Source organism: Flavobacterium supellecticarium, from assembly GCF_004801375.1.
Lineage (GTDB): Bacteria > Bacteroidota > Bacteroidia > Flavobacteriales > Flavobacteriaceae > Flavobacterium > Flavobacterium supellecticarium.
The window spans coordinates 78,018-103,860 of record NZ_SSNZ01000007.1; the positions used below are offsets into that span (position 1 = coordinate 78,018).

General features: G+C 41.0%; 26 protein-coding genes and 1 riboswitch. Of the genes, 7 read left to right on the forward strand and 19 right to left on the reverse strand.

The genetic code is table 11. The annotated features are described in order from the left end of the window. Positions 1 to 145 precede the first annotated feature (145 nt). The gene (locus E6C50_RS13650) at positions 146 to 2,350 is read left to right on the forward strand and encodes a TonB-dependent receptor (RefSeq protein WP_136403784.1); all 2,205 of its coding nucleotides are present in this window, start codon (positions 146 to 148) and stop codon (positions 2,348 to 2,350) included. Positions 2,351 to 2,432: 82 nt separating this feature from the next. On the opposite strand, the gene E6C50_RS13655 is transcribed toward E6C50_RS13650, so the two are convergent. Then, positions 2,433 to 2,855, reverse strand: a complete 423-nt coding sequence (locus E6C50_RS13655; RefSeq protein WP_136403785.1) for a Rieske (2Fe-2S) protein — start codon at positions 2,853 to 2,855, stop codon at positions 2,433 to 2,435. Between the two features lie 162 nt (positions 2,856 to 3,017). On the opposite strand from E6C50_RS13655, the gene greA reads away from it, so the two are divergent. From greA to E6C50_RS13670, 3 genes are read left to right on the forward strand one after another with little or no spacing between them, the layout of a single operon-like run. Then, entirely contained in the window at positions 3,018 to 3,494 is a 477-nt protein-coding gene (gene greA / locus E6C50_RS13660) for a transcription elongation factor GreA (protein WP_136403786.1), read from the forward strand. Between the two features lie 5 nt (positions 3,495 to 3,499). Then, positions 3,500 to 3,889 carry an HIT family protein gene (locus E6C50_RS13665; protein ID WP_136403787.1) on the forward strand — a complete coding sequence of 130 codons (390 nt, stop codon included), beginning with the start codon at positions 3,500 to 3,502 and terminating at the stop codon, positions 3,887 to 3,889. Beyond that, the gene (locus E6C50_RS13670; protein ID WP_136403788.1) at positions 3,852 to 4,811 is read left to right on the forward strand and encodes a hypothetical protein; all 960 of its coding nucleotides are present in this window, start codon (positions 3,852 to 3,854) and stop codon (positions 4,809 to 4,811) included. The genes E6C50_RS13665 and E6C50_RS13670 overlap by 38 nt, the downstream gene beginning before the upstream one ends. Here the strand turns inward: E6C50_RS13670 and E6C50_RS13675 are convergent. Next, complete coding sequence (locus E6C50_RS13675) at positions 4,801 to 5,952, reverse strand: sensor histidine kinase (RefSeq protein WP_136403789.1); 1,152 nt, start codon at positions 5,950 to 5,952, stop codon at positions 4,801 to 4,803. The two genes, E6C50_RS13670 and E6C50_RS13675, sit on opposite strands and share 11 nt — an antisense overlap. Positions 5,953 to 6,109: 157 nt before the next feature. On the opposite strand from E6C50_RS13675, the gene E6C50_RS13680 reads away from it, so the two are divergent. Genes E6C50_RS13680 through aat form a run of 3 tightly spaced genes read left to right on the forward strand, consistent with a single transcriptional unit; the run spans position 6,110 to position 8,122 of the window. Then, positions 6,110 to 6,985, forward strand: a complete 876-nt coding sequence (locus E6C50_RS13680; RefSeq protein WP_136403790.1) for a flavin reductase family protein — start codon at positions 6,110 to 6,112, stop codon at positions 6,983 to 6,985. A gap of 51 nt (positions 6,986 to 7,036) precedes the next feature. Beyond that, positions 7,037 to 7,420, forward strand: a complete 384-nt coding sequence (locus E6C50_RS13685) for a DUF3127 domain-containing protein (protein WP_136403791.1) — start codon at positions 7,037 to 7,039, stop codon at positions 7,418 to 7,420. Between the two features lie 54 nt (positions 7,421 to 7,474). Continuing rightward, positions 7,475 to 8,122, forward strand: a complete 648-nt coding sequence (aat, locus tag E6C50_RS13690) for a leucyl/phenylalanyl-tRNA--protein transferase (protein WP_136403792.1) — start codon at positions 7,475 to 7,477, stop codon at positions 8,120 to 8,122. A 72-nt stretch (positions 8,123 to 8,194) separates the two neighbouring features. Here aat and E6C50_RS13695 read toward each other — a convergent pair whose 3' ends face one another. The 17 genes from E6C50_RS13695 to E6C50_RS13775 form a co-directional block, all read right to left on the reverse strand. Next, positions 8,195 to 8,905 carry a HesA/MoeB/ThiF family protein gene (locus E6C50_RS13695; RefSeq protein ID WP_136403793.1) on the reverse strand — a complete coding sequence of 237 codons (711 nt, stop codon included), beginning with the start codon at positions 8,903 to 8,905 and terminating at the stop codon, positions 8,195 to 8,197. Between the two features lie 7 nt (positions 8,906 to 8,912). Next, a complete protein-coding gene (gene thiH, locus E6C50_RS13700; protein WP_136403794.1) occupies positions 8,913 to 10,028 on the reverse strand; it encodes a 2-iminoacetate synthase ThiH in 1,116 nt (371 codons plus the stop codon). 7 nt (positions 10,029 to 10,035) lie between these two features. Beyond that, positions 10,036 to 10,806: a thiazole synthase gene (locus tag E6C50_RS13705; RefSeq protein ID WP_136403795.1), complete on the reverse strand. Its 771-nt coding sequence runs from the start codon at positions 10,804 to 10,806 to the stop codon at positions 10,036 to 10,038. Next, on the reverse strand, positions 10,793 to 11,425 hold the full coding sequence (locus E6C50_RS13710; RefSeq protein ID WP_136403796.1) for a thiamine phosphate synthase: 633 nt from the start codon (positions 11,423 to 11,425) through the stop codon (positions 10,793 to 10,795). Before E6C50_RS13710 ends, E6C50_RS13705 begins: the two co-directional genes overlap by 14 nt. A 6-nt stretch (positions 11,426 to 11,431) precedes the next feature. Beyond that, positions 11,432 to 12,037, reverse strand: a complete 606-nt coding sequence (locus E6C50_RS13715; RefSeq protein ID WP_136403797.1) for a thiamine phosphate synthase — start codon at positions 12,035 to 12,037, stop codon at positions 11,432 to 11,434. Positions 12,038 to 12,039: 2 nt separating this feature from the next. Beyond that, positions 12,040 to 13,860 carry a phosphomethylpyrimidine synthase ThiC gene (gene thiC / locus E6C50_RS13720; RefSeq protein WP_136403798.1) on the reverse strand — a complete coding sequence of 607 codons (1,821 nt, stop codon included), beginning with the start codon at positions 13,858 to 13,860 and terminating at the stop codon, positions 12,040 to 12,042. A 23-nt stretch (positions 13,861 to 13,883) separates the two neighbouring features. Further along, positions 13,884 to 14,090 carry a sulfur carrier protein ThiS gene (gene thiS / locus E6C50_RS13725; protein ID WP_136403799.1) on the reverse strand — a complete coding sequence of 69 codons (207 nt, stop codon included), beginning with the start codon at positions 14,088 to 14,090 and terminating at the stop codon, positions 13,884 to 13,886. 49 nt (positions 14,091 to 14,139) lie between these two features. After that, positions 14,140 to 14,238: riboswitch (TPP riboswitch) on the reverse strand. 66 nt (positions 14,239 to 14,304) lie between these two features. Further along, positions 14,305 to 14,865, reverse strand: a complete 561-nt coding sequence (locus E6C50_RS13730; protein ID WP_136403800.1) for a DNA-3-methyladenine glycosylase I — start codon at positions 14,863 to 14,865, stop codon at positions 14,305 to 14,307. Beyond that, positions 14,855 to 15,520: a queuosine precursor transporter gene (locus E6C50_RS13735; protein ID WP_136403801.1), complete on the reverse strand. Its 666-nt coding sequence runs from the start codon at positions 15,518 to 15,520 to the stop codon at positions 14,855 to 14,857. The genes E6C50_RS13730 and E6C50_RS13735 overlap by 11 nt, the downstream gene beginning before the upstream one ends. Positions 15,521 to 15,612: 92 nt before the next feature. Continuing rightward, positions 15,613 to 19,272 carry a TraB/GumN family protein gene (locus E6C50_RS13740; RefSeq protein WP_136403802.1) on the reverse strand — a complete coding sequence of 1,220 codons (3,660 nt, stop codon included), beginning with the start codon at positions 19,270 to 19,272 and terminating at the stop codon, positions 15,613 to 15,615. Positions 19,273 to 19,384: 112 nt separating this feature from the next. After that, positions 19,385 to 20,209 carry a translation elongation factor Ts gene (gene tsf / locus E6C50_RS13745; RefSeq protein ID WP_136403803.1) on the reverse strand — a complete coding sequence of 275 codons (825 nt, stop codon included), beginning with the start codon at positions 20,207 to 20,209 and terminating at the stop codon, positions 19,385 to 19,387. Between the two features lie 105 nt (positions 20,210 to 20,314). Further along, entirely contained in the window at positions 20,315 to 21,082 is a 768-nt protein-coding gene (gene rpsB / locus E6C50_RS13750) for a 30S ribosomal protein S2 (protein WP_136403804.1), read from the reverse strand. Positions 21,083 to 21,235: 153 nt separating this feature from the next. Next, the gene (rpsI, locus tag E6C50_RS13755) at positions 21,236 to 21,622 is read right to left on the reverse strand and encodes a 30S ribosomal protein S9 (protein WP_136403805.1); all 387 of its coding nucleotides are present in this window, start codon (positions 21,620 to 21,622) and stop codon (positions 21,236 to 21,238) included. Continuing rightward, on the reverse strand, positions 21,622 to 22,077 hold the full coding sequence (gene rplM / locus E6C50_RS13760) for a 50S ribosomal protein L13 (RefSeq protein WP_136403806.1): 456 nt from the start codon (positions 22,075 to 22,077) through the stop codon (positions 21,622 to 21,624). Before rplM ends, rpsI begins: the two co-directional genes overlap by 1 nt. A gap of 219 nt (positions 22,078 to 22,296) precedes the next feature. Next, the gene (locus tag E6C50_RS13765; protein WP_136403807.1) at positions 22,297 to 23,607 is read right to left on the reverse strand and encodes a serine hydrolase domain-containing protein; all 1,311 of its coding nucleotides are present in this window, start codon (positions 23,605 to 23,607) and stop codon (positions 22,297 to 22,299) included. A gap of 50 nt (positions 23,608 to 23,657) precedes the next feature. Next, positions 23,658 to 24,320 carry a methyltransferase gene (locus tag E6C50_RS13770; RefSeq protein ID WP_136403808.1) on the reverse strand — a complete coding sequence of 221 codons (663 nt, stop codon included), beginning with the start codon at positions 24,318 to 24,320 and terminating at the stop codon, positions 23,658 to 23,660. Further along, entirely contained in the window at positions 24,320 to 25,843 is a 1,524-nt protein-coding gene (locus E6C50_RS13775; RefSeq protein ID WP_136403809.1) for a B12-binding domain-containing radical SAM protein, read from the reverse strand. Before E6C50_RS13775 ends, E6C50_RS13770 begins: the two co-directional genes overlap by 1 nt.

The window sequence follows — 25,843 nt, forward strand, 5'->3', positions numbered from 1 at the left end:
GAGATCATACCCAATGAACCTGGAACAGGTAATGCTGTTTAGGGAATAAGACACAATCGATGCCGTAAGGTATTCGTGTGTCGTGGAAACATCATTTTTTATTAATCAAAGAATAATTACCCCTTTTATTCGTAACATTTTACGAATGAAAACAGTATTACAATCCGTTGTAGCGTTATTATGTCTTCAGCCGGTTATGCTTTTCGCACAGGAAAAAACCGTTTCGGATTCTACAAAAACCAAACAACTGGACGAAGTATTGGTATCGGCCGTTCGGGCTGCCGATAAAACTCCGGTTACCTTTAGTAATGTCGGAAAAAAACAATTATCCGAACGAAATCTAGGTCAGGATATACCTGTCCTGATGAACTATTTGCCGTCGGTGGTAACCACAACCGATGCCGGGAATGGTGTAGGCTATACCGGAATCCGGGTCCGCGGTAGTGATGCGACCCGTGTGAATGTAACTATTAACGGAATCCCGTATAACGACTCGGAATCGCAGGGGACTTTTTGGGTGAACATGCCCGATTTCGCCTCATCGGTCGAAAGTTTGCAGTTGCAACGCGGTGCCGGAACATCAACCAATGGTGCCGGAGCTTTTGGAGCCAGTTTAAATATGCTAACCGATAGTTATTCGGAAAAAGGATATGGCGAAATCTCGAATTCTTTTGGGAGTTTTAATACCCGGAAGCATACCGTAAAATTCAGCTCGGGATTGTTGAATAACAAATTCGAATTGGCCGGACGCTTGTCGAAAATCAATTCCGATGGTTATATAGACCGCGCGTCTTCCGATCTGAAATCGTATTTCCTTCAGGGTACCTATGTGGGGAAAACAACCTTGATCAAAGCATTGGTTTTTGGAGGATCGGAAAAAACATACCAGTCGTGGAATGGTTTGGATGGTGCAGATTTAAAAGATTTGGGCCTGGACGAAAATATGCTGGATAACAATCCGAGGTTTAATGTTTCCGGTTTGTATTTTGATGACAACGGACAAGTGAAGTTCTACGATAATCAAACGGATAATTTTAATCAGGATCATTACCAGTTGCATTGGAATGAAAAGTGGAGCGACAACTGGTCGACGAATCTGGCGGCACATTATACCAAAGGTAAAGGTTATTATGAAAGTTATAAACGAAGCGGAAAGTTCTCGGAATTCGGATTAACGCCGTTTGTCGATAACGGAACAACAATCACAAGATCGGATCTGATCAACCAAAAATGGCTGGACAATGATTTCTACGGTTTTACATTTTCATCCAATTACAAAAATGACAAGCTGGATATGGTTATTGGTGGTGGAGCCAATAAATTTGAAGGTGGTCACTTTGGAAAATTACTATGGGTAAAGGAAAAAGCAGCCTACGATTACGGTCAGCTTTTTTACGATGACAAAGGAATCAAAACGGATGTCAATGTCTTTGCAAAAGCAACCTACGATATCACATCAGCGTTAAGCTTGTATGGTGATTTGCAATATCGAAATGTGAATTACAAAGCGAATGCGGTTAAAACCGGATTGGTGGACGATACGTTCCGCTTTTTTAATCCAAAAGGAGGATTGAATTATGTGCTGAATACCAAAAACAGTTTTTATTTTTCGTATGCCAAAGCCAGTCGGGAACCCAATCGTAATGATTATGAAGGAAACGTTCCGAAGCCGGAAAAAATGGACGATTATGAATTGGGGTGGCGCTATACGTCGCGAGTGGCGAAGCTAAATGTAAACGCCTACTATATGAAGTATAAAGATCAGTTGGTGCTAACGGGTGCGTTAAACGATGTTGGTGAATCGAAACGGGTTAATGTAGACAACAGTTACCGTGTTGGATTGGAATTGGATGCCAGTATTTTTATTTCGGAGAAATGGGTAGTACGTCAGAATGCAACCATCAGTCAAAACAAGATTGTCGATTTTGTAGCGAATAAAGATGGTGAATTGCATAATTTCGGAAAAACGAACATTGCTTTTTCACCCGATTTTATAGCTGGAAATGCGATTACCTGGTTGCCGTTAAAAAACCTGCAGCTAACCTTGCTGTCTAAGTTTGTCGGAAATCAATATATGGGGAATGTCGATTCGGAAAAATCAATCTTAAAATCCTATGCGGTTTCTGATTTTAATATCATCTATGAAATCAAACCAAAAAAGATTTTTAAATCGATTGTGATTACCGGATTGGTGAATAATATATTCAATACCAAATATCAGTCGAACGGGTTTTTCTATACCTACGATGACGATTGGTCGAATCCAAATCAGGTTACGACCATCGAAGGCGTTGGTTATTATCCGCAGGCGCGAATCAATTTTATGGGTGGTTTAACACTGAAATTTTAATTCTACACCTGACAGGTTTTTAAAACCAGACAGGTGTTATTATAAAAGTATAAAAAGGCTGTCTTTGGACAGCCTTTTTATACTAATTGTAAACCCGAACGATATCGCCGGTTTTTTCAACACGGTATTGTTTCATCGGATACTGAGCGTTGCCGATTCCGGTATACAAATTGTATTTTACATTGTCGCAGGAACAAACCGCCTCAATACCTTCTACATCCATAGTGGAGCAATCACTTAAAGCCTGATTTGGACAAGCACGGTCGAAAGCTACGATTCCGGTTCCGGTTCTGAAAAGAATGATTCCGCGTATTCCGGCAGCAGGACCCGATACATAGGCATAACCATTGGTAAATTGTAACGAACTATAAGCCGGAAGGTTTAAGTTGATCGTTAAAGAAACCGGATAGTTGGGTAGGTAAGGGTTATTATTGTTTACAACACTGTCTTTGCTGCAGCTTCCGATAAAAGCCGTTAAAAACAATAAAAAGAGGTATTTTTTCATATAAAATCTGGTAAAACAATTGAAAAACAAATTTAATTTAATTAACTTTGACTTGTGCTATAAAGAGCATAATTAAAAACGAAATAAATAAAAAAATATATCTTTGTAGACATAAATCCCGTTTTTGATGGGATTTTTTCTATTTATATAAACGACGAAAATATGACTAAAGTATCTTATTATACTGCCGAAGGATTAAAAAAATTAAGAGATGAGCTGGATCAGCTAAAGAGTGTGGAACGTCCGCGTGCCTCACAGGCTATTGCGGAAGCAAGAGATAAAGGTGACTTGTCCGAAAATGCCGAATATGATGCTGCTAAAGAAGCACAGGGACTTTTGGAATTGAAAATCGCCAAAATGGAAGAGGTAGTGGCAAACGCCCGTTTGATCGACGAATCACAACTGGATGTTTCGAAAGTATTGGTATTGTCAACCGTGAAAATCAAGAACCAGACCAATGGTATGGAATTGAAATATACGCTTGTGGCCGAAAGCGAAGCGGATCTGAAAACCGGTAAAATTTCGGTTACCTCTCCAATCGGTAAAGGTTTACTTGGAAAATCGGTGGGTGAAATCGCAGAAATCCAGGTGCCAAACGGAACCTTAAAATTCGAAATCTTAGAAATCTCAAGAGACTAATTCCTATGAGCTCCATTTTTACCAAAATCATCAACGGTGAAATTCCCTGCCATAAAGTAGCGGAAGACGATAACTTTCTGGCATTTCTGGATATTAACCCAAATGCAAAAGGACACACGCTTTGTATTCCGAAAACGGAAATCAATAAGATTTTCGATATGGAGGAGGATCACTATCTGGAGCTGATGCGCTTTTCCAGAAAAGTAGCCAAAGCTTTGGAAAAAACCGTGGCTTGTAAAAGAATCGGTATGGCTGTTGTTGGCCTTGAAGTACCACATGTTCATGTACACCTTATTCCACTTCAGGATATGGACGATATGCGTTTCCAGCGTAAAACCAGTTTAACCCAACAACAATTTGAAGAGCTGGCACAAGCTATTGCCGGCAATCTTTAAGCATGAAAAAATAGCGTTGCTTTTGCTGCTTTTGGTTTCCGGAGCGGTATTTGCACAAGGTACAGACCGTGGTCTGTGGCTTTACGGTAAAGATATAGGCTATTCGGACGATACTGCTGTTATCGAAAAAGAAGGAATAGTTGGCGTTGCAAACTGTTATGTCCGCGATATGCCGTCAACTTCCGGAAAGTTAATCGATTCCTTACAACTGGGAAAAAGAGTTCTGGTAAAAAGGCTAACTCAGAAGACGCAGAAAATAAAAGGGATCGACATGAATTGGGTGGAAATCCAATACCTGTCCGGTATTACAACCAAAAAAGGCTATTTATGGCTCGGTTTTCTGGCGCTCGATTTTAAAACAACCAATACTCTTTCTTTTCTAACGGTTTTAGAGCGTGTCAGTGCTAAAAAAGAAGAAGATGGTTCGGTCTCTCCGGAATATGTTCTGGGGATTAAAGTTCTGGATCAAAACAATGCCCTGCTAGATAGCAAAGAAATCCGAAAAGATATTAACGATACGCCTTACCATAAGGAAAGTTTGATGGGTAATTACGGACTTCGGAATATACAAAATCTCTACCGGATCAGTTTCAGTGGTGGCGTCTTTGGCATTCCGACATATTACTTTTATTTCGGATGGACCGGAACAAAATTATTAGTGTTGCCGGAAAAGATGTCAATTGTTAAGGCTGCTGTTTATTCGTATAATGAAACGTTTATTTTTCCCGATGAGCCGGGTGGTAAACCGGGTTATATTTTTAAAATTATTGAAGAAAGCAAAGGTCGGATATCGGCTAATGAAGACGAATCTGAAATAATACCAACAGAAAACGAAGTCTGGAAAGAGACGTATACCTGGGATGGTGAAAAAGTAATATTCATTAAAAAAAGCCTACAGCAAAAGGAACTGTTTAAACAATAGCCTTTTTAAAAGTAATCTGCATTGTAGTCCCTTTTCCGATTTCCGAATGCGCCACTTTAATTTTTCCGCTGTGATATTCTTCTACAATACGTTTGGTTAACGATAGACCAAGTCCCCAACCGCGTTTTTTGGTCGTAAATCCGGGATCAAATATACTGTTGAATAATTTCTTTGGAATACCACTTCCGGTATCACTCACTTTAATCTTTACAAAGCGTTCGGAATCTTCAATTGCAATATGAAGTTTGCCTTTACCCTTCATCGCATCGATGGCGTTTTTAACCAGATTTTCGATCGTCCAACTATGCAAAGCCGGATTCATTAGAATATGAATTGGATAGTTCGGTGCCTGAAACGTAAATTCAACCTGTTTGGAAGTTCTCGATTTCAGATAGTCATACGATTGTTCCGTTTCCTGTATCAGATCATGGTCTTCGAGTACCGGTTCGGATCCGATTTTAGAAAAACGATCGGTAATAGTTTGTAGTCGGTTAATGTCTTTTTCAATTTCCGAAACGGTCGTCTCATCTACATCATCCGCTTTCATAATTTCGACCCATCCGATAAGCGATGATAGCGGTGTACCGATCTGATGTGCGGTTTCTTTTGCCATACCAGCCCATAGTTTGTTTTGGGTTGCCATTTTGCTGGCGCGGTAAAAACTGAAAATCATACCACTAAAAAACAGTCCGATAAGCACCAAGGCAATTGGATAGAATTTTAATTTGGTCAGTAGTGAAGAGTTTCCATAGTAGAGGTATTGGTTTTTACCGCCTAAATCCATAATGATCGGTTGGTTCTCCGAACGTAATTTATTTAGATAGGCTTTTGAACGATCTGAATCGGCACTGATTTCCTTGTCAACATTGATCATATTGATAATGCTGTCTTTGTCTGTAGTCTGGATAATCGGGATCGTGGTATTGTTACTCAAAATCTGAAACGGTAGTTCCACTTCGGTATTTTCATCGGCATTGTTCAGCGTTTTGGTAGCCGTGGCCCAAAGTTCCATCTTTAAACGTTCCTCATCCTTAAATTTCTGGAAAAAAGTATAGGTATTCCATAATATGAAAACCAGGATATTAAAGGAGCCTAATATGATAATCCAACGGATAAGGTTACGTCTTTCGGAAAGATTCATGCGATACAGTATTTGTGTTTAAAAGTAAGGAAAAGATATAAGGGAGCAAAAAGAAGATCGGGAAATGCTCTGGCGGGATCAAATTTTCAGGATTATCTGATCGGTTTTGTGGTTTCATTCCGGCTAAAAAAGTATATTTGTCAAAACTTTTACAACCATGCTTAGTGTCGATCCAAAGGAGTTAAATCCAATGAAATTACAAGCGTATTTGCAAGGTGCTGTTGGACCAAGACCCATTGCTTTTGCCAGTACGATGGACGAAAACGGAAACCCGAATTTATCACCGTTCAGCTTTTTTAATGTGTTTAGTTCCAATCCGCCGATACTGATTTTTTCGCCGGCAAGAAGAGTGCGGAACAATACGGTCAAGCATACTTTAATCAACGCGGAACTAACCAAAGAAGTGGTGATCAATATCGTAAACTACCCGATTGTACAACAGGCATCCTTATCAAGTACCGAATATGGCGATGGTGTAAATGAGTTTTTAAAATCCGGATTAACGATGGTTCCTTCGGATGTGGTAAAACCGTATCGCGTGGGCGAAAGTCCGGTACAATTTGAATGTAAGGTAAACGATATTGTCAAACTCGGAACCGAAGGTGGTGCCGGTAATCTGATTATTTGCGAAGTGGTGAAAATCCATATCGATGATGCGATACTGGACGAAAACGGAGCGATCGATCAACATAAAATTGATTTGGTATCCCGAATGGGCGGAAACTGGTATTCCAGAGCCAATATGGGACTTTTTGAAGTGGAAAAACCACTGACCACGTTGGGAATTGGGGTTGATGCTATTCCTGATTTTATTAAAGAAAGTCCGGTTTTCGACGGGAATGATCTGGGGAAATTAGGGAATGTGGAAGCCTTACCAACCGACGAAGATATCGCTATCTTTGTAAAAGAAGATTTTGGCGTAAAAGCGGTAATTAGTGCCGACGATGAAACCAAAAAACACCAGATGGCGAAAGAATATCTGGATAATAACGAAGTACTAACCGCATGGAAGGTGCTTTTGTCTAAAAAATAATACGATGGTTTAGCGATAAACCTCACGATAAAAACAATTAATATTTTTACTATGGAAGTTACAGGGAAAATAAAAGTGATTAACGGAACACAGCAAATCAGTGCCAGTTTTAAAAAGAGAGAGTTGGTTGTAACTACAGAAGAACAATATCCACAACATATTATGGTTGAGTTTACTCAGGACAAATGTGAATTACTGGATAGTTATAAAGTAGGAGAGCAGGTTAAAGTGTCAATTAACCTAAGAGGTAGAGAGTGGGTAAATCCACAGGGTGAAGCGAAATATTTTAATACGATCCAGGGATGGCGTATCGAAAGAATGCAGGCGGAAGCACCAGCGGGTTATGCACAACCAATGCCTTCGGTTCCGGCAGCCGATGCCTTTGAACCGGCATCCAATTTTAACGAAGAAGAGCACGACGATTTACCGTTCTAATCCAAAATAAAAATCCTGATGGTGCTAGCTTTCAGGATTTGTTTTTTATAGCCCATGTATTTTTTAACCAAAGAACTTTATTTTCCTCCGGTAACCGAAACGGATTTTTCCGGTATCCTGGCCGTTGGTGGCGATTTGTCGACCGAGCGGTTACTATTGGCTTATAATTCCGGAATATTTCCCTGGTTTGAAGATGGAGAGCCGATTACCTGGTGGGCACCCGATCCGAGAATGGTGCTGCTTTTGGATGAGTTGAATATTTCAAAAAGTATGCGGAATATCTTAAACCGGAATATTTTTACGGTAACCTTTAACAGCGATTTTCGGGCGGTGATTTCCAATTGTCAGTCCATAAAACGCGAAGGACAAAATGGTACCTGGATTACCGACGATATGATTGAAGCCTATTGCAAACTTCACGAATTGGGACATGCACAATCGGTTGAAGTCTGGCAGGATGATCAATTGGTTGGTGGATTATATGGCGTGGATCTCGGACATATCTTTTGTGGTGAAAGTATGTTTGCCAAAGTGTCCAATGCTTCGAAAGTGGCTTTTATCAAATTGGTAGAATACCTAAAAGCGAATAATTACCTGTTGCTGGATTGTCAGGTTTATAACGAACATCTGGAAAGCCTTGGTGCTTTCGAAGTAAACCGCGAAAGTTTTATGAAAGTATTAAAAAGTAGAAAGGCTGTTTAAAATAGCTTTTTTTTATTTGGTAGTACACCTGACAGGTTTCTAAAACGGGTCAGGTGTAAAAGGTGAAAAAAACTAAAAGTTCAGTTTCGTAAACTGCCACGACAAAGTATTAAAAAGTACCAGTTCGTTCTGTAACGTTGGCAACCCGATGATCAACTTCAGGGTTTCATGCGCCATCATCGTGCCGATAATTCCGGGTAACGTACCCATTACACCATTTAAACTACAATTAGGTACATCTTTCGGATCAGGTGGTTCCGGAAACAAATCGCGAAGTTGTTTACTTCCGTTATGATTAAAAATCGCCAGTTGTCCTTCAAATTTTAAAATGCTACCATAAACCAACGGTTTTTCCAAAGCAACGCAAGTGTCATTCACCAGGTATCGCGTCGCGAAATTGTCACAACCATCGACTATCACATCAAAATCCTGTAAAATGGAAATAGCGTTTGCAGCGGTTAGTTTTTCATTAAAAACGAGGCAGTTGATTTCCGGGTTTAGATGTCGGATTGCTACGGCTGCAATTGCTGCTTTTGGTTGATTAATATCTGCTTCCGTATATAAAATCTGACGGTGAAGGTTATGAATTTCCACCATGTCAAAATCGATAATTCCCAATGTGCCCACTCCGGCTGTGGCAAGGTATTGCAAGATCGGACAACCCAAACCACCCGCGCCGATAACCAGTACTTTGGCGTTTTTTATCCGTAGCTGACCCGTTTCGCCAATTTCCGGTAGGAGCATTTGACGGTTGTATCGTAAAAAATCCTGTATTGTGATCATGTTTTAATTAGTTATAACTGTTATCCCAGTCTTTCCAAACGGGTTCGTATCCTTTGGTTGTAATGATTTTTGCGATGATGTTGGCCGGACGTTCGTCACTGGTTTCAAATTGTTCCAGCGATTGCGGGTCGACGGCATAACCACCGGGATTGGTTTTCGAACCGGCACTCATACTGGTAACGCCAATCGGGATAATATTGTCGCGAAATTTTTCATTTTCCCGGGTGGAAATCGAAAGTTCCAGGTCTTCATTCCAAAGGCGATACGCACAAATAAGCTGTGTCAGATCACGGTCGTCCATGATAAAGTTGGGTTCGATAATACCTTCTGCCGGACGTAACCGCGGAAAGGAAACCGAAAATTTACTTTGCCAGTAGGTTCGTTGTAAATAATCGAGGTGAAGCGCGTTAAAAAAACTATCCGTTCGCCAGTCTTCCAAACCTAACAATACGCCAAGGCCGATTTTATGGATACCGGCCGTTCCGATCCGATCGGGTGTTTCCAGTCGGAAGTCAAAGTTTGATTTCTTTCCTTTGGGATGGTACTGTTTGTAAACGTCCCGATGGTAAGTTTCCTGGTAAACGAGTACAGAGTAAACACCGGCATCGTGCAATTGTTGGTATTCGGTTTCCGAAAGCGGTTGTACTTCTACGGAAATATTCGAAAAATCCGGTTTGATCTGTGCGATGGCTTTTAAAAAATAATCGATGTTTACGGTATAGTTGGCTTCACCAGTGACTAATAATACATGATCAAACCCCATTTCTTTTAAAACAACGGTTTCCTGAGTGATTTCAGTTCTGGTGAGCGTACGTCGCTTGAGTTTGTTGTCAAAACTAAAACCGCAATAGGTACAGATATTCTGGCATTCATTGCTCAGGTACATCGGCGCATACATCTGAATCGTTTTTCCAAAGCGTTTTTTGGTCAGATGATGACTTATCTGTGCCATTTGTTCCAGATAGGGTTGTGCGGCCGGGGAAATCAAAGCGATAAAATCGTCCAGATTTCGTTTGGAATTTGCTAAGGCTTGTTCGACACCACTGGCCTGGGTTTGATAAATTTTTGCCTGAACCATATTCCAGTCATACGTCTCGAAAACAGATTTGAATGTTTTTTTCATAACCGGTTTATTCGTATAAAAAGGAAGTCAGCGGACTCGATGCGGCTGCGTTAGTTGCGATAGGGGCCAAACGGGCTTCGTAGGCTTTACGTCCGGCGATAACGGCCTCTTTAAAGGCTTCGGCCATGCGTTCCGGATTTCCAGCTACAGCGATCGCCGTATTGACTAAGACGGCATCGGCTCCAAGTTCCATTGCTTTTGCGGCATCCGATGGTGCGCCTATTCCGGCATCGACGATAACGGGAACCTTGCTTTGTTCGATAATGATTTCCAGAAAGTCCATGGTTTTTAATCCTTTGTTACTGCCAATCGGTGCGCCTAATGGCATTACGGCGGCGGTTCCGGCTTCTTCCAGTCGTTTGCACAACACCGGATCGGCATGAATATAAGGAAGAATTACAAAGCCAAGTTTGGCCAGTTCTTCGGTTGCTTTTAGCGTTTCGATCGGATCGGGTAATAAATATTTTGGATCAGGATGTATTTCCAGTTTCAGCCAGTTGGTTTCCAAAGCTTCGCGGGCCAGTTGTGCGGCCAGTATGGCTTCTTTTGCATTGCGCGCGCCGGAAGTGTTGGGTAAAAGATGAATATGTTTGTGCTGTAACGCCGTTAAAAGGGTGTCATTTTCCTTCTGTAAATCCACGCGTTTTAAGGCAACGGTTACCAATTCGCTTTCCGATGCCAGAATTGCGGCTTCCATTTGGGCTGTCGAGCCGAATTTTCCAGTGCCTGAAAATAAGCGCGAACGAAAGGTTTTATCTGCAAGTTTAAAGGGTTCCATATAGTTTTTGATTGAGTTGGGTGAGTAGTTGTTTTGGATTCGGATGTTGGCTGATCATTCCTGAAACAGCGATACCGTGAATACCGGTTTCCAGTAACGAATCAATATCGGTTACGGTGATGCCGCCTATGGCATATACCGGAATGTCGTATTGTTGTTTGGCTAACGATTGCAATATGTCGGAATACCCGCTAAGGCCTAATAACGGACTTAATTTTTGTTTGGTAGTCGTAAAGCGAAATGGTCCCAAACCGATATAATCGCATTTTTCGTGATAGCGTTGGAATACCTGTTGTAGGGTGTTTGCGGTTCCGCCAATTATTTTGTTGGTTCCTAGCAATTTCCGGGCTTTGGAGATGGCCATATCGTCCAATCCAAGGTGAACGCCATCGGCTTCAATTTGCTTTGCGATTTCGACATTGTCGTTGATAATTAAGGTCGCGTTGTATTGCAAACAGCTTTTTTTGACGGATTCGGCTAAAAGATACTGCTCTTTTTCGGTTCCGTTTTTAAAGCGCAATTGGATCCATTGCCCGCCATTATCAAGTACGGATTCGATATGATACAATTGCTCGTTTAATGTGTCGCCTTGTGAAATATACTGAAGTTTAGGAAACATAAATTCTTAGTTTTTGTTTGTGATGATCCTGTAATGCTGCAGGCATTCCCGGAAGTTTTTTATAGGATCCGTACTGTTCCAGATCGTTCCTAAAAGCGCGATGTCATCAAAACCATTTTCCATTGCCAATGCCATGTTTGAAATTGTGATTCCGCCCAAAGCAATCCGTTTTGTATTGGAATTGGTTCTGCTTTTAACGGTTTCCAACAGATTTTCGGACGATTGATAACCGGGTTTGGAAATACTTTCGAAAACCGGGCTTAGAAATGCATAGGTGTAAAGATCTTGTAAGTTGCTAAACTCTTCAATGGTATGTGTTCCCGTTGAGTAGTAACAGCTGACAGGTTTCGAAAACCTGTCAGGTGTGAATTGCTCACGGTCTTGCTTTTTAATATGAAAACGGTTAATTCCGAATGCTGCTGCGAGTTTGTGGTGTTGATGTAATACCAGTCTGTCCCGAAACGCAACCGGAGTTTGATCAAGATAACGTTGTGTTTCGGTTATCGATAAATCTGGCTTTCGGATATGCAATAGTGATAACCCTTCCTGAAACATTTCGGAAATGATCTCAAATTCGTTTGTGACGCTATCCGGACTGGTAATGACAATCATGATTACAGATAGATTTCTTTTCCGTTTTCGATAAACTCTTCCGATTTTTCCTGCATGCCTTTTTCGGCAACCTCGCGAATCTTCTGTGAAATCTTCATCGAGCAGAATTTCGGACCACACATCGAGCAGAAATGGGCTACTTTCGCACCATCGGCCGGAAGGGTTTCATCGTGAAATTCCCGAGCGGTGTCCGGATCTAATGCCAGATTAAACTGATCTTCCCAACGGAATTCAAATCGGGCTTTGCTCAGTGCATTGTCACGGTACTGTGCGCCCGGATGACCTTTGGCTAAATCAGCGGCATGCGCGGCAATTTTATAGGTGATCACACCGTCTTTGACGTCCTTTTTGTTCGGTAATCCAAGGTGTTCTTTTGGAGTCACATAACACAACATGGCGGTTCCATACCAACCAATCATCGCGGCACCAATCGCAGATGTAATATGATCATATCCGGGAGCAATATCGGTGGTTAATGGACCTAAGGTGTAAAATGGCGCTTCGGCACAATGTTCCAGCTGTTTGTCCATATTTTCTTTGATCATGTGCATTGGCACGTGTCCCGGACCTTCGATAAAAACCTGAACATCGTGTTTCCAGGCAATTTTGGTTAGTTCGCCAAGGGTTTCCAGTTCGGCAAATTGTGCGGCATCATTGGCATCGGCAATCGACCCGGGACGTAGTCCGTCGCCAAGGGAAAAGGCAACATCGTAGGCTTTCATGATGTCGCAGATTTCCTCGAAGTGTGTATACAGGAAGTTTTCTTTATGATGGAACAAACACCATTTGGCCATGATGGAGCCACCTCGGGAAACAATTCCGGTTACGCGATTTGCGGTTAGGTGAATATAACGCAATAGTACGCCGGCATGGATGGTAAAGTAGGAAACACCTTGTTCGGCCTGTTCAATCAAAGTGTCTCTGAATATTTCCCAGGTCAGGTCTTCGGCGATGCCTTTTACTTTTTCCAAGGCCTGATAAATCGGTACAGTGCCAATCGGAACGGGGGAATTTCGGATAATCCATTCGCGGGTTTCGTGTATGTTTTTTCCGGTGGATAAATCCATAATCGTATCGGCACCCCAGCGACACGCCCATACGGCTTTTTCAACCTCTTCTTCAATACTCGAAGTCACGGCACTGTTCCCAATATTGGCGTTGATCTTAACCAAAAAGTTGCGGCCTACAATCATGGGTTCGCTTTCCGGATGGTTGATGTTGTTTGGGATAATCGCCCGACCTGCGGCGACTTCACTACGGACAAATTCCGGGGTGATGTGTTTTTTAGGTGTATTGGCTCCAAAGCTCTCTCCATTGTGTTGCTGTTGCATGGTGGCCGTTTGTGTGTTGAGTTGTTCAATACGTTGGTTTTCGCGGATGGCGATATATTCCATTTCGGGAGTAATGATGCCTTTTTTAGCGTAGTGAAGCTGGGTTACATTGTGCCCGGCTTTGGCGCGTTTGGGTTGGTGTAGGTATTCAAAACGCAAATGATCTAGTTTCGGGTTGTTCAGACGTTCTTTTCCATAGTCGGAACTTACGGAATCTAAGATTTCGACATCGTTACGGTCGAGTATCCATTGTTCGCGCAGCCGTTCGAGTCCTTTGCGAACATCGATTGCTATGTTGGGATCGGTATACGGACCACTGGTATCGTAAACCGTTACCGGCGGATTGTGTTCGCTACCGCCATTACTCAGCTTGGTATCGTGTAAGGAAATTTCGCGCATGGCGACTTTAATCGGATGAATCTCACCCGGGATATAGACTTTTGTTGAATTCGGAAACGGTGTTCTTGAAATTTCGTGTTGGTTTTTGTTCATTTTATGTAGTGTTTAGCAGGTTATCATCCTCCCTGGGTTGCAGAAATGATCAGAATGTGGTCGTTTTCGGTGATGTAATGGTTGGACCATTCGGTTTTGGGAATAACCGTATTGTTAATGGCAAGCGCAATACCGTTTTGCTTATCGGAAAGTTCGCGATATAGCAAATCCTGAACGGTCAGACCGTCATCGGGTATTGTTACGGGTTGATTGTTGATTGTGATTTCCATTCCTTAAAGTTGTGATATAGGTATACACTTTAGGAATGGCTACATAGAATGAAGTCATTGCACTTTTCCCTCCGCCAGTATGAACTGGATCAGGTTCAAAGGGTAAAATCTCAGCCTATATGGTATATAGACACCCCTAAAGTGAAGCAAATGTACTATTTAATTTGAAATGTAAATGCGGAAAGTACGGATTTAACATTCGGACAGGTGTGGATTAGCTACGTTTCCAGCAGCTTTCAATATGATCGTTTACCATACCGGTAGCTTGCATATGTGCATACACTACGGTAGATCCAACAAACTTAAAGCCTCTTTTTTTTAGGTCCTTACTAATCTGATCGGATAGCGGTGTGGTAGCCGGAATGTCGCGTAATGTCTGACGGACGTTTACAATTGGACCGCCTCCGGTAAATCCCCAGATATACTTGGAAAAACTGCCAAATTCCTGTTGTACCTGCATAAAAGCCTGTGCGTTGGAAACGGCTGCTCGGACTTTAAGTTTGTTGCGGATAATGCCGGGATTTTCCAGTAATTCCTGTATTTTGTCTTCGGTATAGTTGGCGACAATTGTATAATCGAACTGATCAAAGGCTTCACGGAAGTTTTCCCGTTTTCGCAAAATGGTAATCCAGCTTAAACCGGCCTGAAAAGTTTCCAGTATCAGGAATTCGAAAAGTTTCTGATCCTCATAAACGGGTACGCCCCATTCTTCATCGTGATATTTTTCGTATAGCGCGTCGTTTTTGCACCATCCACAGCGTTCTTTAGTCTCCATCGGATATTGGGTCTTCTGATAAATATTTTTCGATTATATAGTGTCCTAAATAAATCATCGGCGTTAAGCAAATAGCGATGATCAATTTGAAGGTATAGCCGGTTGTAGCCATATTGATATATTCGGCAGTGGTGATTTTACCGGTCATCCAGAAGGCAATACCGGAAATGATAAAGCTGTCGAATAATTGCGAAATTACTGTCGAACCGGTACTTCGGAGCCAAATCATCTTTTTCCCGGTTTTGTTGCGTAAAAACCAGAATATGGATACATCAATGAGCTGCGAAATAAGGAATGCAATGATACTGGCGATCATGATCCAGATGCCTTGCCCGAATACAGCTTTAAATTGTTCGTCGCTTACGGTGCTGATGCCTTTGGCGGCCGGAATTTGTATGGCTATAAAGAGAATCAGTAGACAATAGGCAATGAGTCCGGCGGTGATAAACGATAATTTTTTAACGCCATCACGGCCGAAATGCTCGTTGATCAAGTCGGTAGTGATAAATACGACAGGCCACGGAATGATTCCGATACTCATAATAAAAGGGCCTATCTGGATCAGTTTTCCACCGGTTAATTCGGCTACAACGGCATTGGCTATAAAGATCCCGGCTAAGATGATATAGACGAGATCCCTTTTTGTTTTAAACATTTTGGAGTAGTGTTTTATTGTATTTCCAAAGTTAATGAATTTGTAAATTTCAGAAACATAAAAAAAGCAACCGGATTACGGTTGCTTTTTGTTTAGTATTCCTGATAAAAGGAGGTGGTATTGTCTTCGACTTTCCGGAAACTAGCCCTGAAATGATTTTCGTTGAGCGATTGTTCAATAATGGTTTTATACTGTGAAGGTAATTTTTCGGTGTCGATGATCTCGGTCTTTTCAAAAATCCGGTAGGCTTGTACATTAATACGTTCCCCGTTATGGATAAACGCGATCGGAAGCAGCTGCCTGCTGGTGTTTTCATCGTCTTTTTTAGCCTTGATCAACTGATAAAAATAATAGCTTATTTTCTTACCGTTGTTTTCAATTACTCTTTTTTCGAGTAGTGAAAGGGAATCATTTTCGGTAAGGCTTTCAAGATTTAGCAGGGCCGATGTTGCAATTTCTTCATCGGTAAAGCGATCTGAAAAGGAGAAATCCTTTTTGTTGGCCAGCAATTGCAGGGTTACAAAGTTGGTTTTTGGGTTTTGCAATAAATCATCTGTTTGTTTGCTGTTCAGCCTATTGTTGATGGCATCCAGACGAGCCAGTTCAATATCCACTTCGGTCAGGTTTAACGCCTTGATTTTTTGTAATAACTGCAACGTGTTTTTGTTGTTTTGCGAATGATAAATACTGTTGATATGTAAAATCAGGTTTTCGGACGGTGCTTCTGTTTCGTAATCGGCTTCGTCTTCCACTTCCTTGTTTTTTTCGATCCAGCTTAGCAGTCGTTTGTATTCCAGTTTGGCATTGGCTGCAATGTTATTGTGGTAATTTTTCATTTTACCCGGTTGTATAAGACCTTCGTCGAGCATATTGTTATACAGTGACAGGACCGGAGTGCTGTATTCTTTTATAGTGTAATAACGGAATAGTTCCGGAAACAGGATTTTGCTACCGTTCAGGTCCAGGTTAAAATAGTAAAACAAGGTGCTAATGTCATCCTCGTTATCCGAAAGCGGAAGGTCGTAATCCAGTAATTCCAGTATTTTTTTATAACCCGCTTTTGATTTTCGCTGTGCCAATACATTAAGTATGGCCAGTTGTACCGATGTTTTGGTATCGGGTTTTTTATAAAAGGTTTCCAAAAGGTTTATACTGCTGTTGTTTTCCAGTGCACCGATTTTGTTTAGGAGTTCGATTAGTGCTGAAGTTTCGCTGTCACGGAATTCAAAATGGTTTAAAAAGTCTTTTAGAGTTTGAAAATCCCTATCGGTAATTTTTAACTGGTCAACCGAATTTAAAGCCGAATAACGGATGGTATCGTTTGTGCTTAGCGCATCGGTACTAAAACGCTCGAGTTTGTTGTCGAATATTGAGGTTTCCGCTTTGTATGGCAACGGATTGAACGACTGGAATGTCTTTTCGATAAATGAATCATCATTGTGATAGTCCTTTTGCACCAATGCACGTAACAGGTAATAACCATGTTCCATAAAGACTGCTTTATATTTAATGGCCTGTGTAGAATTGTCTTTTGATGATAAGGCTTCAAATACGCGGATCTTCTTTTCTTTGTCGTATTGCTCGGTTTCTTTTAGCAACGTATAAGTGTCGCCTTTGTCTTTCATAATCTCGTTCCACAGTGATGGTTGTAGCCCTTTTCTGCTATAAAGCAGTGGGTTGAGCAGGGAATTTTTGGAGCGGATGTGCAAGTCAAAATCATAATCAACATTTAGTGCATCGTCGGTATTATAACGGTTTAAAAAGAAATCCCGGAATCTGGTTCGGATACTATCCAAGCCTATTTCACTTTCGTATTTGTGAAACTGGTAGTATAACAGGTCGACAATTTTACCGGAATCCGATTTTAAACTGTAATTCTCGGATTTTGAAAGAAAGGCATTTTTTTCGTTGCTTTTTTCGGTATCGGGTTTGTAGAATAAGGTTCCGTTGTGCTTTTTGGGTATGGTCACCTGAAATGAATAAAGACTGTCGGTATAGACCTTGTTGGTTGTATTATAGCGGAAAGGTTCCTTTTGAAACGAATCGAAGAAACGGCGGTTGTCCTTTTCGGTTGCGTTTACGCTGCCTAACAGGTAGTATTTCTGTCCGGATATATAGGTCTTAAGCCGGATGTCGCGATCGCCTATTTTTGACCGGGATTCAAAGCTTTGTCTGGTCTGGTCGTAATGCGTCGACAGCGAATCGATATGCTGCTGTAAATAGAATTCGTAATGGATTTGTTTTTGCTCGTATTCCGAATTTTCAAGGCGATAATCGTGCAACGTTTTTTCGGTTACAAAATAGTAGGCTTTTGTGGCGGGATCGTATGCCTGGATTTGAATATCGTTTATCTTTTCGGGTGAATTGCCATAGATGCTGTTAAAAACGGGAAGCATTACCGAAAAACCACCTTTAGCGGGGCTGCTTTTTTCCCAGTTTTGATGTACGGTTTTTATTTTGATGTTTGGAAATACTTCGTTTTCGTATTGACGTACATATTTACCCGGGCCTGTCATTGAAACAGTGATTATTTCCAGCGGGGTAATATAGAAACGGTGGCGTTGGTTTTGACCGGTTTTGGTGATGTTCTTAATGTCGTAGCCACTAATGCTGTCTTTTTGAAAATATTTCTTCTCGAGTATTTTTCCTGGTATGTTTTCAAAAAAGAGACTGTCGATAGTTTTTGGGTTAAAAACAGCCGGGTCTTTTTTCAGGAAAAGGTTTAGGGCTTGCCGTTTAATGCTAATCACGCCACCATTGGTGAAATCGGGAGCGCCCAGGTTGTTGTCATTTTCCAGTATATTGGGTGTTAACGGCAATTGTACCATACTGTCGCTGGTTCCGGACATTTTGTATTTCGGAGCCATAAAGAAATTTTCTATCGCTTCTTTTTTGTTTTTACCCACATCGGTAAAGGAGCCGAAAACAGGGGTTACCTGATAGCCTTTTTCGCGCAACATACTGATGATTCCTTTTTTGCCGCCCAGATGTGCCGCTCCTACGGCCGAAAAAAGGCTTCCTTTGTGAACCAAAGAGTCGATACTTTTGGTCATAATCGTATTCCGATTAGAGATCAGTGCTTCATAGGCTTTTTGTGGGAAGATCATCCGGTAAAGAGAGTCCAGCATTTCGACGTCTTTTTCGCGGTAGTATTCGGATATGGCGTCGGCTAAACTGCGGTTTTTTAGTAGTTTGTATAAGGCCAGACGGTGTTCTTCTTTCGGGACAAAATTGTCGGTTTTAATCTGTGACAATGAAAGAAATGAGGTTTTGGTATCTTCCAGTCCTACGACTTTTTTCTTGTGTTTCCGTCCGGTCTGATAGATAAACATATCCAGATAGGTGTTTTCCTGATAATCAGCTTTTTTATTGTCGGTACGGGATAACAGACTGTTGAAATAATTGTGTGAGGTAAATATGTTTTGAAGGTCCTGTTTTTTTACCGGGAACATATAGAAGCCGGAATAAAAGCGGTCCTGAATACTGATTGTAGTATTGGTGAGCAGTTCGTAAGCGTCATTCCAGGTTTCCGGGTCGCTTTCGTTACCAACCATGTCGGCAGCCAGTAAGTGTGTGAAAAAATTGTCGGACAGATGATAGGAGATTTTATCGCTGAGATGCATTGTTCCGTAGAGATAGGAATTTTTGGAAAGCCCGTTTCCGGAGATTTCCCACAACAGGCTTTTATTGTTCTGAGCCGTCAGGATTCCGGAAAAGAAAATTGCGAATAGGAGGAAAATGATTTTTCTCAATTTTGTATTGTTTTAAGAAGTAAAATAAACAAAATAAAACCCCAATCTGTGATTGGGGTTCGTTTTACCATTGCTGGTAAAATTGTTTTCCGGTAAAACCGGAATAGTGTTATTATGCTAAAGCAGCTCTTTTGAAACCTGTAACAGTTAAAGATCCGTCTACTGATTTTACATATTCTGTAACGCTCATTTTTGGTTCTTTAATATAATCCTGGTTTACTAAAGTGTTGTCTTTGAAGAAACGTGCTAATTTACCTTTAGCGATGTTGTCTAACATGGCTTCTGGTTTTCCTTCCTGACGTAGTAAATCTTTAGCGATTTCGATTTCTTTTTCGATGATAGCAGCATCAACACCTTCTTCGTTTAATGCGATTGGCGCCATAGCAGCCGCTTGCATTGCTACGTTTCTTGAAGCTTCTTCAGCACCGTCAACGTTAGCCGATAAAGCTACTAATGTAGCGATTTTGTTTCCAGCGTGGATATAAGATCCAACGAATGCTCCTTCTAAACGCTCGAAAGAACCGATTTCGATTTTCTCTCCGATAACTCCTGTTTGCTCGATCAATTTGTCAGCAACAGTAATTCCGTTGAAGTCAGAAGCTAAAAACTCCTCTTTTGTAGCGAAGTTGATTGCTTGATTAGCTAAATCTGTAGCTAATTTTACGAAACCTTCGTTTTTACCTACGAAGTCAGTCTCACAGTTAAGTGAAATCACAACACCAGCAGTTTTGTCAGCGTTAACAACAGCGATAACAGCTCCTTCAGTTGACTCTCTGTCAGAACGGTTAGCAGCAACTTTCTGACCTTTTTTACGTAGGTTTTCGATTGCTAAATCAAAATCTCCATCAGCTTCAACTAAAGCTTTTTTACAATCCATCATACCGGCACCGGTAATTTGTCTTAATTTATTTACGTCTGCAGCAGTAATATTTGCCATTTTGAAAGTGTTTTATTTTTAGGTTAAAAAAATGAAGTCGTTATGTTGATAGTCGCCCCAAAAGTAAGCATCCACCAGCATAACGACTTTATCATAATGTTATTTTTATTCTTCAGTTGAAGTCGTTGTAGCTTCTGTTTGAGCAGCTGCTACTTCTCCAGCTGGTTGCTCTTCTTTGTCAGATTTTCTGTCAGAAAGTCCTTCAATGATAGCACCACTTACTAAAGATAAAACTTTGTCGATTGATTTTGAAGCATCATCGTTAGCCGGGATAACATAATCAACCTGACGTGGGTCAGAGTTGGTATCTACCATAGCAAAAACTGGAATGTTTAATTTTTGTGCTTCTTTTACAGCGATGTGTTCCGCTTTGATATCCACTACAAACAACGCAGCTGGTAATCGGGTCATATCGGCAATAGAACCTAAGTTTTTCTCAAGTTTTGCACGAAGACGATCTACCTGTAAACGTTCTTTTTTAGATAATGTCATAAAAGTACCGTCTTTCTTCATTTTGTCGATAGAAGCCATTTTCTTAACAGCTTTACGGATCGTTACGAAGTTAGTCAACATACCACCTGGCCATCTTTCAGTGATGTACGGCATGTTTGCTGCTGCAGCTTTTTCTGCAACGATATCTTTTGCTTGTTTTTTGGTAGCTACGAAAAGTACTTTTCTACCAGATGCAGCGATTTTTTTCAAAGCCTCATTAGCCTCTTCGATTTTAGCTGCCGTTTTATATAGGTTGATAATGTGAATACCATTACGCTCCATATAGATGTAAGGAGCCATGTTTGGATCCCATTTTCTAGTCATGTGTCCGAAGTGAACACCTGCTTCTAGTAATTCTTTAACTTCTACTTTGTTTGCCATTTTGTAATAGTTTACGTTCTGTTGTATTAGCAATGGTGAAGTAGCGATGGGTTAGTGAACTAACACTCTGGTCTTCGCCATTTAGATGCTAAACTAATTCCTACCTCAGCAGGAGAGCAACAAAAACTTAGTTTTTTTAATAATAAATAAATATTAACGTTTCGAGAATTGGAATCTCTTACGAGCTTTCTTCTGACCGAATTTCTTACGCTCAACCATACGAGGATCTCTTGTTAGTAATCCTTCTGGTTTTAAGATCGCTCTGTTCTCAGCTTCTACTTCACACATAGCTCTTGCGATTGCCATACGTACAGCTTCTGCCTGACCAGTTGTTCCTCCACCGTATACATTTACTTTGATGTCAAAATTAGCAGCGTTTTCAGTCATTGCTAATGGTTGCATCACTTTGTACTGTAATGTAGCCGTTGGGAAGTAAGTTGTAAATTCTCTTTTGTTTACCGTGATGTTTCCAGTTCCTTCTGTAACATATACACGAGCAACAGCGGTTTTTCTTCTACCGATTTTGTGAATAACTCCCATTACTTTAGATCGTTTAAGTTAACGGTTTTAGGTTGTTGTGCATCATGTTTGTGCTCAGTACCTACATATACATTTAAATTGCGGAATAATTGTGCTCCTAATTTGTTTTTAGGCAACATTCCTTTTACAGCTTTCTCTACTAATAATGCAGGGTTTTTTTGTTGCATTACTTTAGCAGATAAACTTCTTTGACCACCTGGGTAACCTGTGTGACGGATATACGTTTTATCCTCAAGTTTGTTACCTGTTAGGTTGATTTTTTCTGCGTTGATAACAATCACGTTATCTCCACAGTCCACGTGCGGTGTATAACTTGGCTTGTATTTACCTCTTAATAGCATGGCTACTTTTGAAGCAAAACGACCTAAGTTATGACCTTCAGCATCTACAACGATCCACTCTTTTTGAGCAGTTGCCTTGTTAGCTGATACTGTCTTGTAGCTTAAATTGTTCACAATAATTTATTTTAATTAAACATTCCATCCCCAATAAAGGGGTTGCAAAAGTACAAATATTTATTTTAAATACAAATGTCTGTTGAATAATATTTTATCGATTGATAATCAGTTGGGTTATCAGTCATTTTATAACGATTTAAGAGGATCGTTGTCGATTCGGACGCTTTTTTTAACCGGATCCGGAAATAGCTATCCAGTTAAATGCCGGTTTTGATGCTATTCTTTGGTGAAAGTTAGCTTGTTGTCGCCTTGTTTTAAAAGTAATCCTTTGTCTTTAAAGGTGATTTCAATGCCGGCCGGATCAAAAATAAATTCCGTTGGGCTTAAAGCATTTAGCGGAAACGAATTTTGTCCGGTGGCCTGACCTTGTAATTGGCCGTTTTCTACCCGGATTGTTAGCTGCAACGGAATCTGCTTGGAACTATACAGACCTTCGTAGCTTTTTAAAAGCTTCGGATCAACTGCTACGGATTTCAGATTCGGAAAGCGATACGGGATTTTATAATAAATACTTAAGATACCGATTAAAAGCTCGTTTTCGTTATAATTGTTTCCATTTACAATAAGCGAAATCGCCATTTTATCGCTCGGATGATACGCAACAACCGATCGGAAATCTTCAATTATTCCGTTATGACCTAAAAAGCGTTTGTCGCTAAATGGAAATTGTAACAATCCTTTGCCGTATCCGTTTTCCATAGCGGTCATTTGTGCCAGTGAAGTGGGTTTGACAATTTTTCCGGTAAAAAGGGCGTTGATAAAATCGGTCAGATCGGATGGTGTCGATACTAAGGCACCGGCGGCATTGGCCACGCTTAAATCCCAGGATGGCGTTTTTTTCCATTTGTTACCGGCGAAAGAATAGGAAAAGGCCTCGTCTTTACCCGGTACGCTCTTTTTAGGGTAATAGGTGTTTTTTAAACCAATTTTGCCAGCAATTCGGGTGGCAACATTATCGCCATAGTTTTTTCCGGTGATCGATTCGATGATATAACCCAATAAAAGATAATTCGAATTGCTGTATTCGGCTTTGGCATCGGGTTCGAAAACCGGTTGCGCTGCCGCGATGCGTTTTAACATGTCGCGTTTGGTTTGCGGCTTGGTTTTATAGGAATCAAAGCTGTTGTCGGTATAGTTGGCGATGCCGCTTTTATGGTTGAGCAGCATTCCGATGGTAATTGTGTTGGAATTCGGAATTTCAGAATAAAACTTGGATAGTTTGGTGTCTAAGGTCAGTTTTTTTTCTTCAATCAATTGAAAAATGATAGCCGCAGTAAAGATTTTGGTAACGGAACCGATTCGGTATTTGGTATTGCTATCGGCTGAGATGTTGTTTTCCACGTCTGCAAAGCCATAATTCTTTTCAAAAACCACATTTCCGTTTTCCCGCAGACTTATGGCGCCCATAAATTTGTTGTTTTCATGTAAATAGGTTAGCAAACTGTCTATTTTGTTGAAACGCGTTTTTTCCTGAGCAACGATGGAAAAGGACAGAAGTAGTAGTGAAACGACAATTATTTTTTTCATAGAAAACGGACTTTTAGTTATCATAAATAACGTCCGAAAGTTACCAAAAATTATTGGCTTCCGATTTCAAAAATATAATTCTGTTCCTGAAACACTTTTGCAGTGCGAACAACTTGCATCCGAAGTGCATTCCGGGTGGCGATGGATTGGATGGTATCGCAATCACAATCTTCCGAAAGGATCATATAGATTTTGTTGGTTTCGGTACGATATTTCGGGAGTTGTGCGAATAGTTTTTCAAAATACTCGAAGTTTTTGCCACAAAACCAGGCACTTTCAGCAGTGTTTTGAGGCGTTTTTGGATAATAAGGAGGATTGATCACGATATAATCGAATTGCCGATCCGATAATTCCTGAAACAAATCGGAATAAATGACAGATAACGTTACCTGATTGGGGATCGCATTTTTTTGGAGTGCTTCGAGTGCCGTTTTGTTAATGTCAGAAGCCGTCACCTGTGCGCCTTTTTGGGCGGCCAGTATGGAAATGATACCACAACCACAACCCAGTTCGAGGAAGGTTTTGTTTTGCAACGGAAGCGGCTCGATAAATTCTAACAGCAGTTTGGTGCTGATCGTAATAAAAGGCGGAAACACACCCGGTTCTACACGAACACGAATGTTTTTATAGCGATAGTTCCGCGGTTTCGACAAATAGATCGAACTGGCTTTTTGCAAAAACGGACTTATGATGCGTTGGATCAGTTTTCTCATTATTCCGAATAAAAACCTTCGATTTCAGGTTGGCGGTAGCGCCAGAGTTTATGCAAAGCCTTGATCTCATAAGGATACTGGTAAATTCCGGTTTTATAACGCAATCCCGACAGGGTTTGTAATAGTGTTTTTTTAAATCCTCTGATCCGGAAATCGGAAACCGTAGGATAATAGCCGTTTAAAACCGTTTCGAAGTTTTTTATCGTATCGATCATATAGGGTTTTAACCACGGCGTAATCGGGTTTTTTCGCAGGTCGAAGTTTTCCCAGCTAGGCGAAATCCAGTCTTCCAGTTGTGTAGGAAATGAAAAACCGGCATCCAGAATTTGCTGGTACAGTTCCGATCCTTCGGTTGGAACCGGACTATACAGATAAATGATAATTTCGGATTTTGGGTTGATCGTTTTGATTTCGCGGATAAAGTTAATATCCCATAAAATCTGATCGTATACTTCTTTTTCGGTCGCAGCCGGCATACCCAATACAAACGATAACTCCGGAACAATGTCGACATTCTTCATTCGTAATACGAAATCCTTGATCATTTGACCGGATTGCGTACCGCCTTTGTTCATTTGTTTTAAAATGGCATCGTTTCCGGTTTCGGCACCTAAAAAGATCATTTTGCAACCGGCTTTGCGCATGAGTCGGAGTTCATCGTCCGTGTACATATTAATGGTGTCAATACGGCCTTCGCCCCAATAACTGATATTGTCGTTTAAAATGAGTTCCGAAAATTCCAACACTCTCTTTTTCGACGTGAAAAAGTTATTGTCGTGAAATTCGATTGCATCGATATTATAAGTGTCTTTAAAATAGCGTACATCTTCGTAAATCCGTGCGGCCGACATGCCTTTCCAACGCGCATTGTAAATCGGTACAACGGCACAAAACGAACAGCTAAACGGACAACCCATACTGGAATGATAGGAAAGCGTTTTCGATCCCATAAAGGTTTTCGCCAGATAATTTCGTACCGGATAAAACTGATTCAGGTATTCATACGGGAACTTAGGTAACGTATCCTGATCCAGTAAGGCTTCGGTTGCGGTTTTGGTTATCGTACCGTCCGCTTTTTTATAAATCAGGTTTTTGATTAAAACGATGGTTTTGGGCTCGTTGTTTTCCAAGGCAGCTAAAAGGGATGGAAAGGTTTTGTCGCCGGGACCATTGATAATATAATCCACATAACCGGAATCCAAAGCAACTTTATATTGGTTGGAGGCAAAATAACCGCCCCAAATCGTGGTGATTTCCGGAAATTGTTCTTTTATTTTTTTGGTAAACGGAATGGCCTGTTTCAATTGCGGACCGGGCATCACCGTAGAACCGAAGTATTTGAATTCGCCCGTTGCCAGATAGTTTTCGATAGTTTGCCACGGATCGGTTTCCAGATTGCCGTCCACAAAAACATAGTCGTAATGCCCATGAATAGAGGCGCCTACCTGTAAAATGGAATTCGGTATCCGGTGCTTACTATTGGCACTTCGGGGATTGAATAATATAACCTTGTTCGTATTCAT

What these genes read in the sequence shown, in the direction of transcription:
- E6C50_RS13775 (WP_136403809.1), bottom strand. Translation starts at nt 25,843, where the DNA reads ATGAATACGAACAAGGTTATATTATTCAATCCCCGAAGTGCCAATAGT.
- rpsB (WP_136403804.1), bottom strand. Translation starts at nt 21,082, where the DNA reads ATGGCAAACAAAGTAGAAGTTAAAGAATTACTAGAAGCAGGTGTTCAC.
- rpsI (WP_136403805.1), bottom strand. Translation starts at nt 21,622, where the DNA reads ATGGGAGTTATTCACAAAATCGGTAGAAGAAAAACCGCTGTTGCTCGT.
- thiH (WP_136403794.1), bottom strand. Translation starts at nt 10,028, where the DNA reads ATGAAAAAAACATTCAAATCTGTTTTCGAGACGTATGACTGGAATATG.
- E6C50_RS13735 (WP_136403801.1), bottom strand. Translation starts at nt 15,520, where the DNA reads ATGTTTAAAACAAAAAGGGATCTCGTCTATATCATCTTAGCCGGGATC.
- E6C50_RS13770 (WP_136403808.1), bottom strand. Translation starts at nt 24,320, where the DNA reads ATGAGAAAACTGATCCAACGCATCATAAGTCCGTTTTTGCAAAAAGCC.
- E6C50_RS13710 (WP_136403796.1), bottom strand. Translation starts at nt 11,425, where the DNA reads ATGTTTCCTAAACTTCAGTATATTTCACAAGGCGACACATTAAACGAG.
- aat (WP_136403792.1), top strand. Translation starts at nt 7,475, where the DNA reads ATGTATTTTTTAACCAAAGAACTTTATTTTCCTCCGGTAACCGAAACG.
- E6C50_RS13655 (WP_136403785.1), bottom strand. Translation starts at nt 2,855, where the DNA reads ATGAAAAAATACCTCTTTTTATTGTTTTTAACGGCTTTTATCGGAAGC.
- E6C50_RS13730 (WP_136403800.1), bottom strand. Translation starts at nt 14,865, where the DNA reads ATGGAGACTAAAGAACGCTGTGGATGGTGCAAAAACGACGCGCTATAC.
- E6C50_RS13650 (WP_136403784.1), top strand. Translation starts at nt 146, where the DNA reads ATGAAAACAGTATTACAATCCGTTGTAGCGTTATTATGTCTTCAGCCG.
- E6C50_RS13680 (WP_136403790.1), top strand. Translation starts at nt 6,110, where the DNA reads ATGCTTAGTGTCGATCCAAAGGAGTTAAATCCAATGAAATTACAAGCG.
- E6C50_RS13685 (WP_136403791.1), top strand. Translation starts at nt 7,037, where the DNA reads ATGGAAGTTACAGGGAAAATAAAAGTGATTAACGGAACACAGCAAATC.
- greA (WP_136403786.1), top strand. Translation starts at nt 3,018, where the DNA reads ATGACTAAAGTATCTTATTATACTGCCGAAGGATTAAAAAAATTAAGA.
- E6C50_RS13705 (WP_136403795.1), bottom strand. Translation starts at nt 10,806, where the DNA reads ATGGAACCCTTTAAACTTGCAGATAAAACCTTTCGTTCGCGCTTATTT.
- E6C50_RS13675 (WP_136403789.1), bottom strand. Translation starts at nt 5,952, where the DNA reads ATGAATCTTTCCGAAAGACGTAACCTTATCCGTTGGATTATCATATTA.
- E6C50_RS13665 (WP_136403787.1), top strand. Translation starts at nt 3,500, where the DNA reads ATGAGCTCCATTTTTACCAAAATCATCAACGGTGAAATTCCCTGCCAT.
- thiC (WP_136403798.1), bottom strand. Translation starts at nt 13,860, where the DNA reads ATGAACAAAAACCAACACGAAATTTCAAGAACACCGTTTCCGAATTCA.
- thiS (WP_136403799.1), bottom strand. Translation starts at nt 14,090, where the DNA reads ATGGAAATCACAATCAACAATCAACCCGTAACAATACCCGATGACGGT.
- tsf (WP_136403803.1), bottom strand. Translation starts at nt 20,209, where the DNA reads ATGGCAAATATTACTGCTGCAGACGTAAATAAATTAAGACAAATTACC.
- E6C50_RS13765 (WP_136403807.1), bottom strand. Translation starts at nt 23,607, where the DNA reads ATGAAAAAAATAATTGTCGTTTCACTACTACTTCTGTCCTTTTCCATC.
- E6C50_RS13695 (WP_136403793.1), bottom strand. Translation starts at nt 8,905, where the DNA reads ATGATCACAATACAGGATTTTTTACGATACAACCGTCAAATGCTCCTA.
- E6C50_RS13715 (WP_136403797.1), bottom strand. Translation starts at nt 12,037, where the DNA reads ATGATTGTCATTACCAGTCCGGATAGCGTCACAAACGAATTTGAGATC.